The sequence below is a fragment of the Pseudomonas sp. LBUM1662 genome, assembly GCF_059695915.1.
In genome coordinates, this window is record NZ_CP166793.1 from 6749248 (window position 1) to 6756841 (window position 7594).

At 55.5% G+C, this 7594-nt stretch carries 7 protein-coding genes; all 7 read right to left on the minus strand.

Going from position 1 to position 7594, the window contains the following annotated elements; genetic code table 11:
* Positions 1-7 precede the first annotated feature (7 nt).
* Positions 8-652 (minus strand): 16S rRNA (guanine(527)-N(7))-methyltransferase RsmG, encoded by a 645-nt coding sequence (gene rsmG / locus ACA049_RS30775; RefSeq protein WP_102594524.1) that lies wholly within the window; start codon positions 650-652, stop codon positions 8-10.
* A complete protein-coding gene (gene mnmG, locus ACA049_RS30780) occupies positions 649-2547 on the minus strand; it encodes a tRNA uridine-5-carboxymethylaminomethyl(34) synthesis enzyme MnmG (protein WP_109626982.1) in 1899 nt (632 codons plus the stop codon). Before mnmG ends, rsmG begins: the two co-directional genes overlap by 4 nt.
* Before the next feature lie 551 nt (positions 2548-3098).
* Positions 3099-4469 (minus strand): tRNA uridine-5-carboxymethylaminomethyl(34) synthesis GTPase MnmE, encoded by a 1371-nt coding sequence (gene mnmE / locus ACA049_RS30785; protein ID WP_497332139.1) that lies wholly within the window; start codon positions 4467-4469, stop codon positions 3099-3101.
* Between the two features lie 79 nt (positions 4470-4548).
* Positions 4549-6234 (minus strand): membrane protein insertase YidC, encoded by a 1686-nt coding sequence (yidC, locus tag ACA049_RS30790; RefSeq protein WP_497332141.1) that lies wholly within the window; start codon positions 6232-6234, stop codon positions 4549-4551.
* Positions 6235-6236: 2 nt separating this feature from the next.
* Positions 6237-6482 (minus strand): membrane protein insertion efficiency factor YidD, encoded by a 246-nt coding sequence (yidD, locus tag ACA049_RS30795; RefSeq protein WP_052966011.1) that lies wholly within the window; start codon positions 6480-6482, stop codon positions 6237-6239.
* Complete coding sequence (gene rnpA, locus ACA049_RS30800; RefSeq protein WP_010465490.1) at positions 6475-6876, minus strand: ribonuclease P protein component; 402 nt, start codon at positions 6874-6876, stop codon at positions 6475-6477. Before rnpA ends, yidD begins: the two co-directional genes overlap by 8 nt.
* A gap of 16 nt (positions 6877-6892) precedes the next feature.
* Complete coding sequence (gene rpmH, locus ACA049_RS30805; protein ID WP_003213577.1) at positions 6893-7027, minus strand: 50S ribosomal protein L34; 135 nt, start codon at positions 7025-7027, stop codon at positions 6893-6895.
* Between the last annotated feature and the right edge of the window lie 567 nt (positions 7028-7594).

The following is a 7594-nucleotide window of genomic DNA, read 5'->3' on the forward strand; positions in this document are numbered from 1 at the left end:
TTCCCAATCATGCCGTGCGGCGCAGTATCAGCAGATGGCGTTGGCCTTGGCAACCAGGTACGGCCAGGGCGTGTTCGCTATCGAGGTGGAAGTCTGCCGGCAATGCTACCAGCTCATCGGCCGGATGAACGCCCTTCATTGCCAGCCAGCGTGTATCGGCGTCGCCCAAGTGGCGAGTCCAGTTACTGAAGTTTTCCATACTGCTGAACGCCCGGGAAATGATCCCGTTGAATGGCTGGGCAGGCTGAAACGCTTCGACACGGCTGTGGATAACTTGCAGGTTATCCAGTTTGAGTTCGAGTTTGACCTGGGTCAGGAAGCGGGTTTTCTTGCCGTTGCTGTCCAGGCAGGTCACTTGCGACTCTGGAAACAGGATGGCCAACGGAATACCCGGCATGCCGCCGCCGCTGCCGACGTCCAGCCAACGACCGTTCTCGACGAACGACATCACGCTCAAACTATCGAGCAGGTGACGGGAGACCATTTCGTCCGGATCGCGCACGGCAGTCAGGTTGTAAGCCTTGTTCCATTTGATCAACAGGGCCAGATAACCCAGCAGCTGGGCGTGCTGGGCTTCTGTCAGCGTGACACCGAGCTGGCGGGCACCTGTGGATAACTCTTCGGCATGTTGCGAGGTGACCAACGAACTCAAGCGCTTTGCTCCAACTGACGGCCCGCGCCGCGTTTTTTCAAATGAATCATCAACAGCGAAATCGCTGCCGGCGTGACGCCCGGGATTCGTGATGCCTGGCCCAATGTCTCTGGACGGGTCGCGCCGAGCTTGCTCTGGATCTCTTTGGAGAGACCGGAAATGTTCGTGTAATCGATATCCACAGGCAGTTTTGTATCTTCGCTAGCCCGCAGACGAGCGATTTCATCCTGCTGACGATCGATGTAACCGGCGTATTTGGTCTTGATTTCGACCTGCTCGGCGACCTGTGGATCTTCTGCACCCCCACCGGTGACGGCGATCAGACCAGCGTAGTCGATTTCCGGACGGCTCAGCAGGTTGAGCAAATTGTATTCATGGGTCAGCGGCGTACCGAATTTCTCGGAAATCGCATCGCCCTGCTCGGTGCCCGGGCGAACCCAGGTACTTTTCAGGCGTTGCTCTTCGAGATCGATGCTTTCGCGCTTCTTGCAGAACGCCGCCCAACGCGCGTCATCCACCAGACCCAGCTCCCGACCTTTTTCGGTCAGGCGCAGGTCGGCATTGTCTTCACGCAGGATCAGGCGATATTCGGCACGGGATGTGAACATCCGGTATGGCTCTTGGGTACCGAGGGTAATCAGGTCGTCGACCAACACCCCGATGTATGCCTCGTCGCGACGCGGGCACCAGGCGTCTTTGCCCTGCGCACGCAGTGCGGCGTTGGCGCCGGCCAGCAAACCCTGGGCACCGGCTTCTTCGTAACCGGTGGTGCCGTTGATTTGTCCGGCGAAAAACAGACCGCCGATGACCTTGGTTTCGAGGTTGTACTTCAGGTCACGCGGGTCGAAGTAATCGTATTCGATGGCGTAGCCCGGACGAACAATGTGCGCGTTTTCCATGCCGCGGATCGATTGCACGATTTGCAATTGCACATCGAACGGCAGGGATGTGGATATCCCGTTCGGGTACAGCTCGTGCGTCGTCAAACCTTCCGGTTCGATGAAGACTTGGTGGCTTTCCTTGTCGGCAAACCGGTGGATCTTGTCTTCGATCGACGGGCAATACCGCGGGCCGATGCCTTCGATCTGCCCTGCATCGGAATACATCGGCGAACGGTCGAGGTTCGCGGCAATGATTTCGTGGGTGCGGGCATTGGTGTGGGTAATCCAGCAGCTCACCTGTTTCGGATGCTGCTCTTTGGAACCCATGAACGACATCACCGGGATCGGTGTATCGCCTGCTTGCTCGGTCATCACGGAGAAATCCACAGAACGACCGTCGATCCGCGGAGGTGTACCGGTTTTCAGACGACCAACCCGCAGTGGCAATTCACGCAGGCGGTGAGCCAGGGCGATCGATGGCGGATCGCCGGCGCGGCCGCCGGAATAATTCTGCATGCCTATGTGGATAAGTCCACCGAGGAAGGTGCCAGTGGTCAACACCACGGAATCCGCGAGGAAACGCAGGCCCATTTGGGTGACAACACCACGCACTTGTTCCTGCTCGACGATCAGGTCATCAGCTGCTTGTTGAAATATCCACAGGTTCGGCTGGTTTTCCAGTGCTTCGCGGACAGCGGCCTTGTACAGAACCCGGTCTGCCTGAGCGCGAGTAGCACGCACGGCCGGGCCTTTACGGCTGTTCAATACGCGAAATTGAATACCACCTTTGTCGGTAGCCATGGCCATCGCGCCGCCGAGGGCATCGATTTCTTTAACCAGATGGCTTTTGCCGATCCCGCCAATGGCAGGGTTGCAACTCATGGCACCGAGGGTTTCCACGTTATGCGTCAGCAACAGGGTTTTCGCACCCATACGTGCTGAGGCCAGTGCTGCCTCGGTACCGGCATGACCGCCGCCGATGACGATCACTTCAAAACGGGAAGGGAAATCCACCACGCACCTCGTGCCTGCTTCAGTCAGGTAATCAGGAATAGTTTGAGCTCAGGTTTCTATACCTGGTCGGCAAGTATAGGGACTTCGCCCTTCCTAAAGAACCCTTTGCACAAAATTTAACCAGCTGTGGAGAAGTCGGGGTTATAGAAATTAAAAAGAGAGAAATTTATTAAATCTTTGTTTTTATGTTTATTTCTACTGAGCCTACTTTCTGTGGATAGATCTCTACAGGCCTTTATATTCAATATGTACAGAGATTCAAAACCCTGTGGTCATGTGCCAAGGAGGCCCTTGGATAACCGGTTTAAGCCTGTGGATGAAAGGGGTGGTTATCCACAGGGGTGGTTATCTTCAGTTTTCAGGCCCTGTTATCAACTGCCCTTAGTGGCAGTTACTCACAGGGCTTAATCCACAGAAAAGCGTTGAACGAGCCTGTTCCGCACACGGAAAATCCGCTCAAGCAGAAAGAATCTGCTCAGCACTGGAGGAAAATCCAAGAGAAGGGAGGGAACAGACAGGCGCGAATGGCCTGTCTGTGTACAACGGAAGGACTATTTACCGATGCAGAAGCTGGAAAAGATGCGTCCCAACAGGTCATCTGAACTGAACGCTCCGGTAATTTCACCCAAAGAGTGCTGAGCCTGGCGTAAATCTTCGGCCAGCAGTTCACCGGCCCCCGCCAAGGTCAGCTGTGCACGGCCATGCTCAAGGGATGCGCTGGCATGTCGCAGTGCCTCAAGGTGACGCCTTCGAGCACTGAAGCTGCTTTCCGAGGTCTGCTCGTAGCCCATGCAGGCCTTGAGATGTTCGCGCAGCAGTTCCAGTCCCATGCCGGCGGATTTCGCACTGAGGCTTATGGTGACGTGGCCATCGTCACTGACTTCCAGGGCAATCGCTTCACCGGTCAGGTCAGCCTTGTTACGAATCAGCGTGACTTTGGCCGGATCCGGGCGGATTTCGAGGAATTCCGGCCATAACGCGAATGGGTCAAGTGCCTCAGGAGCAGTCGCATCGACCACCAACAGCACGCGATCAGCCTCGCCGATGGCTTTCAGTGCCCTTTCGACGCCGATTTTTTCCACCTGGTCATCGGTATCCCGCAGGCCGGCGGTGTCGACCACATGCAACGGCATGCCATCGATGTGGATATGTTCACGAAGAATGTCCCGGGTAGTACCGGCAATCTCGGTGACGATCGCAGCTTCTCGACCGGCCAAGGCATTCAGCAAGCTGGACTTGCCGGCATTCGGCCGGCCGGCAATGACCACGGTCATCCCATCGCGCAGCAAGGCACCTTGCCCGGCTTCGCGAAGCACTGTGGATAATTCATCACGCACTTTATCGAGCATCGCCAGTACATGGCCGTCAGCCAGGAAGTCGATTTCTTCTTCCGGGAAATCGATGGCCGCCTCGACGTAGATGCGTAGCCCGATCAACTGCTCGGTGAGGTTATGCACACGCTGGGAGAAGGCGCCCTGCAAGGAGCGCAACGCGTTCCGGGCAGCCTGTGCGGAACTGGCCTCGATCAAGTCGGCAATGGCTTCCGCCTGGGCCAGGTCGAGTTTGTCATTGAGGAAGGCGCGCTCACTGAATTCACCTGGTCGTGCCAGACGACAGCCCAGTTCCAGGCAACGTTTGAGCAACATGTCCAAAACGATCGGCCCGCCATGCCCCTGCAGTTCAAGCACGTCTTCGCCGGTAAAAGAGTTCGGTCCCGGGAAATACAAGGCGATGCCTTCGTCCAGCACCCTTTCGTTTTCATTGAGAAAGGGGCCGTAGTGGGCAAATCGGGGCTTCAGTTCGCGACCGCTGATCGCTTTTGCCGCAATGCTCGCCAACGGCCCGGAAATACGGACGATGCCCACACCACCGCGACCTTGAGCGGTGGCGACAGCTGCGATGGTTTCCCGAGGAACGCTCATAAACCGGTATCCAGACAAAAGTGACAGATAGCAAAACGCCCCACTAGGGGGCGTTTTGAGTGGTTATCCACAGTGTAAATCAGGCAGCTGCTTTGGTAGCCGCTTCGATTTTACGAGTGATGTACCACTGTTGGGCGATGGACAGGCAGTTGTTGACTACCCAGTACAGCACCAGACCAGCCGGGAACCACAGGAAGAAGAAGGTGAAGATGATTGGCATCAGCTTCATCACCTTGGCCTGCATCGGATCCGGAGGAGTAGGGTTCAACTGCTGCTGGATAAACATGGTTGCACCCATGATGATCGGCAGAATGAAGAACGGATCCTTGATCGACAGGTCAGTAATCCACAGCATGAACGGCGCTTGGCGCATTTCAACGCTTTCCAGCAGAACCCAGTACAGCGAAAGGAAAACCGGCATCTGCACGAGGATTGGCAAGCAACCACCCAGCGGATTGATCTTCTCTTTCTTGTACAGCTCCATCATGGCTTGCGACATTTTCTGCCGGTCATCGCCATGTTGCTCTTTCAGCGCGGCCAGTTTCGGTGCCACTGCACGCATGCGCGCCATGGATTTGTAGCTGGCAGCCGACAGTGGGAAGAAAATCCCTTTGATCAGCATGGTCAGGAAGATGATCGACCAGCCCCAGTTACCGACCAGCGCGTGGATGTGTTGCAGCAGCCAGAAGATTGGCTGGGCAATGAACCACAGAATGCCGTAGTCGACGGTCAATTCCAGACCTGGGGACAACTCTTTCAGCACAGCCTGGCTTTTCGGACCGGCGTACAGAACAGCGCTGACTTCAGCTTTTGCACCTGGTGCAACGGTCACTGCCGGAGCGGTGTAGCCGATGATGTAGTTGCCTTTGCTGTCTTTACGGGTCTGGACGACGTTGTTTTCGCCCTTCGCCGGAATCCACGCGGTCACGAAGTAGTGTTGCAACCAGGCAACCCAACCACCGTTAACGGTTTCTTTCAGCTGAGCCTTGTCCATGTCCTTCATCGACACTTTCTTGTACGGCTCGTTACTTGTCCACAGGGCGGCGCCCAGGTAAGTCGCGGTGCCGGTGGCAGTGCTGGAAGAAGGATCGGAGCTGGCGTCACGCTTCAGCTGGGCGAACATCGCACCCGACCAAGGCTTGGCGCTTTCGTTGTCGATCAGGTAGGAAACGGTTACGTCATACAGGCCACGTTTCACGGTGAAACGCTTGATGTAGTTGACGCCGTCCTTGCTGAACTTGAGGTCTACGACCAATTGGTCCTGACCGTCAGCCAGTTGGTAAATCTTCTTCTCCGAGGAGTAAACCGGACGACCAGCTGGACTTGCGTCCGGACCGTCGGTGCCGATCAAACCGCTCTGGGCCAGATAAGTCCGCTCGTTGCCGTTATCGAACAACTGGAATGGAATTTCCGGATGGTCCTGGCGACGTGGATACAGCGGCAACGTCAGCTGGGCAACATCGCCACCCTGTGGATCGATAGCCAGGTTGAGCACATCCGTTTTGATCTGGATGAGGTCTTTGCTTACAGCTACTGGTGTTTCAGCAGGTGCAGTTGCACTGGTATCACTTGCGGCGCGTGGAATGTCGTCACTGACAGAAGCATTATTGCCAGTCGCCGTGTCCGGTAGGCCCGGTGCGGTAGTACTGGAAGCAACATTCTGAGTCGGCAGGGCAGCCTGGCCATAGTCCTGGTTCCATTTAAGAACCATAACGTAGGACACGATTGCCAGGGCGACGATCAGGATCGTGCGTTTGATATCCATGATTACTCGGCCATCGAAGAAGAACGGGAGGTAGGGATAGATGGAACCGGGTCATAACCACCGGGATTCCACGGATGACAGCGACCTAAACGACGAAAGGTCAGCCAGCCACCGCGCAGAAGGCCATGATTTTCTATGGCTTCATACGCGTAGCAGGAACAACTGGGGTAGAAACGACAGTGACTGGCCATCAGGGGACTAATGGCATAGCGATAAAACTGGATCGGAACGAGTGCCAGTTTACGCATCGGGACTGTCTACCCCTACAGTTTCGGTTTTGACTGCTGGTACCGGCTTGCTACGTGCCAGACGCTTCCAGAGTTTGCCGAAATGCTGAATCAATTCGGGGTTTTCTACGTCACCCAAACCTTTGCGCGCGACGATAACGATGTCCCATCCGACCAGTGAATCCTGGTTCAGGCGAAACGATTCGCGCATCAGACGTTTGAGGCGATTGCGCTCGACGGAGAGCTTTACGCTCTTTTTCCCGATAACCAGCCCAAGACGGGGGTGATCGAGATCGTTGTTGCGCGCAAGGAGCAGGAGATTTTTCCCCGGAACCTTGCCGGTAGGGGAGTCAAAGACTGCCTTGAAATGCCGGGGGGTAAGCAGACGCTTTTCCCGACTGAAGTCCTGACTCACCTCCAGTGCCGGATTATCAAACTGCCAGACGCGCACGACCTTTGGCGCGACGACGCGACAGGACGGCACGACCGTTTTTGGTAGCCATGCGAGCACGGAAACCGTGGGTACGAGCGCGTTTGATAGTGCTTGGTTGGAAAGTACGTTTCATTGTCGTGTTACCTGGTTCGTCCACAACGGGCCGGAATGGCCCCCGTTTTAAGAGACCGGGGATTCTAGAGAAAGCAAGCCTCTAGGTCAATTTCCAACCAACGTTTCCTTATAAATAGATCTCCAGGGGTTTTCTCGTCCGACGGTCCTTCGCTAGATATAGAAATAAAGAAGGAAGTTATTTAAAGCTTTTCTGTAAAGCTTATAAAATCTAGGGAGGCGATCATCTGTGGATAACTGCCTTCGGCCCTTCTATCTCGTGCTGTACAGAGAATGACAACTACGGTGGAAAACAGGGGGCAGCCTGTGCTGTGCTGTCGGATAAGCTGTGTGTGGAATGACCAGTTATCCACAGGCAGGTTATCCACCGAGTTTCGCCCCCACTTGTCCAGTGCCCTCATGGGCGGTTATCCACAGAGCTTATGCACATACCATTGGTCGTCTTTTTGGCGGTTAACGCGTTGATAAATCATGGTCTGTGCGCAACCTGCATGTGGATAAGTGGGCGTCTGGCCGCTACAATGGCCGCTTGTTTTTGCCTCACCGGCTTTCAACTTAGGGGATATCC

Bases quoted from the DNA above. Each gene is read 5' to 3' on its own strand.
- rpmH (WP_003213577.1), bottom strand. From the start codon at position 7,027: ATGAAACGTACTTTCCAACCAAGCACTATCAAACGCGCTCGTACCCAC.
- yidD (WP_052966011.1), bottom strand. From the start codon at position 6,482: ATGCGTAAACTGGCACTCGTTCCGATCCAGTTTTATCGCTATGCCATT.
- mnmE (WP_497332139.1), bottom strand. From the start codon at position 4,469: ATGAGCGTTCCTCGGGAAACCATCGCAGCTGTCGCCACCGCTCAAGGT.
- yidC (WP_497332141.1), bottom strand. From the start codon at position 6,234: ATGGATATCAAACGCACGATCCTGATCGTCGCCCTGGCAATCGTGTCC.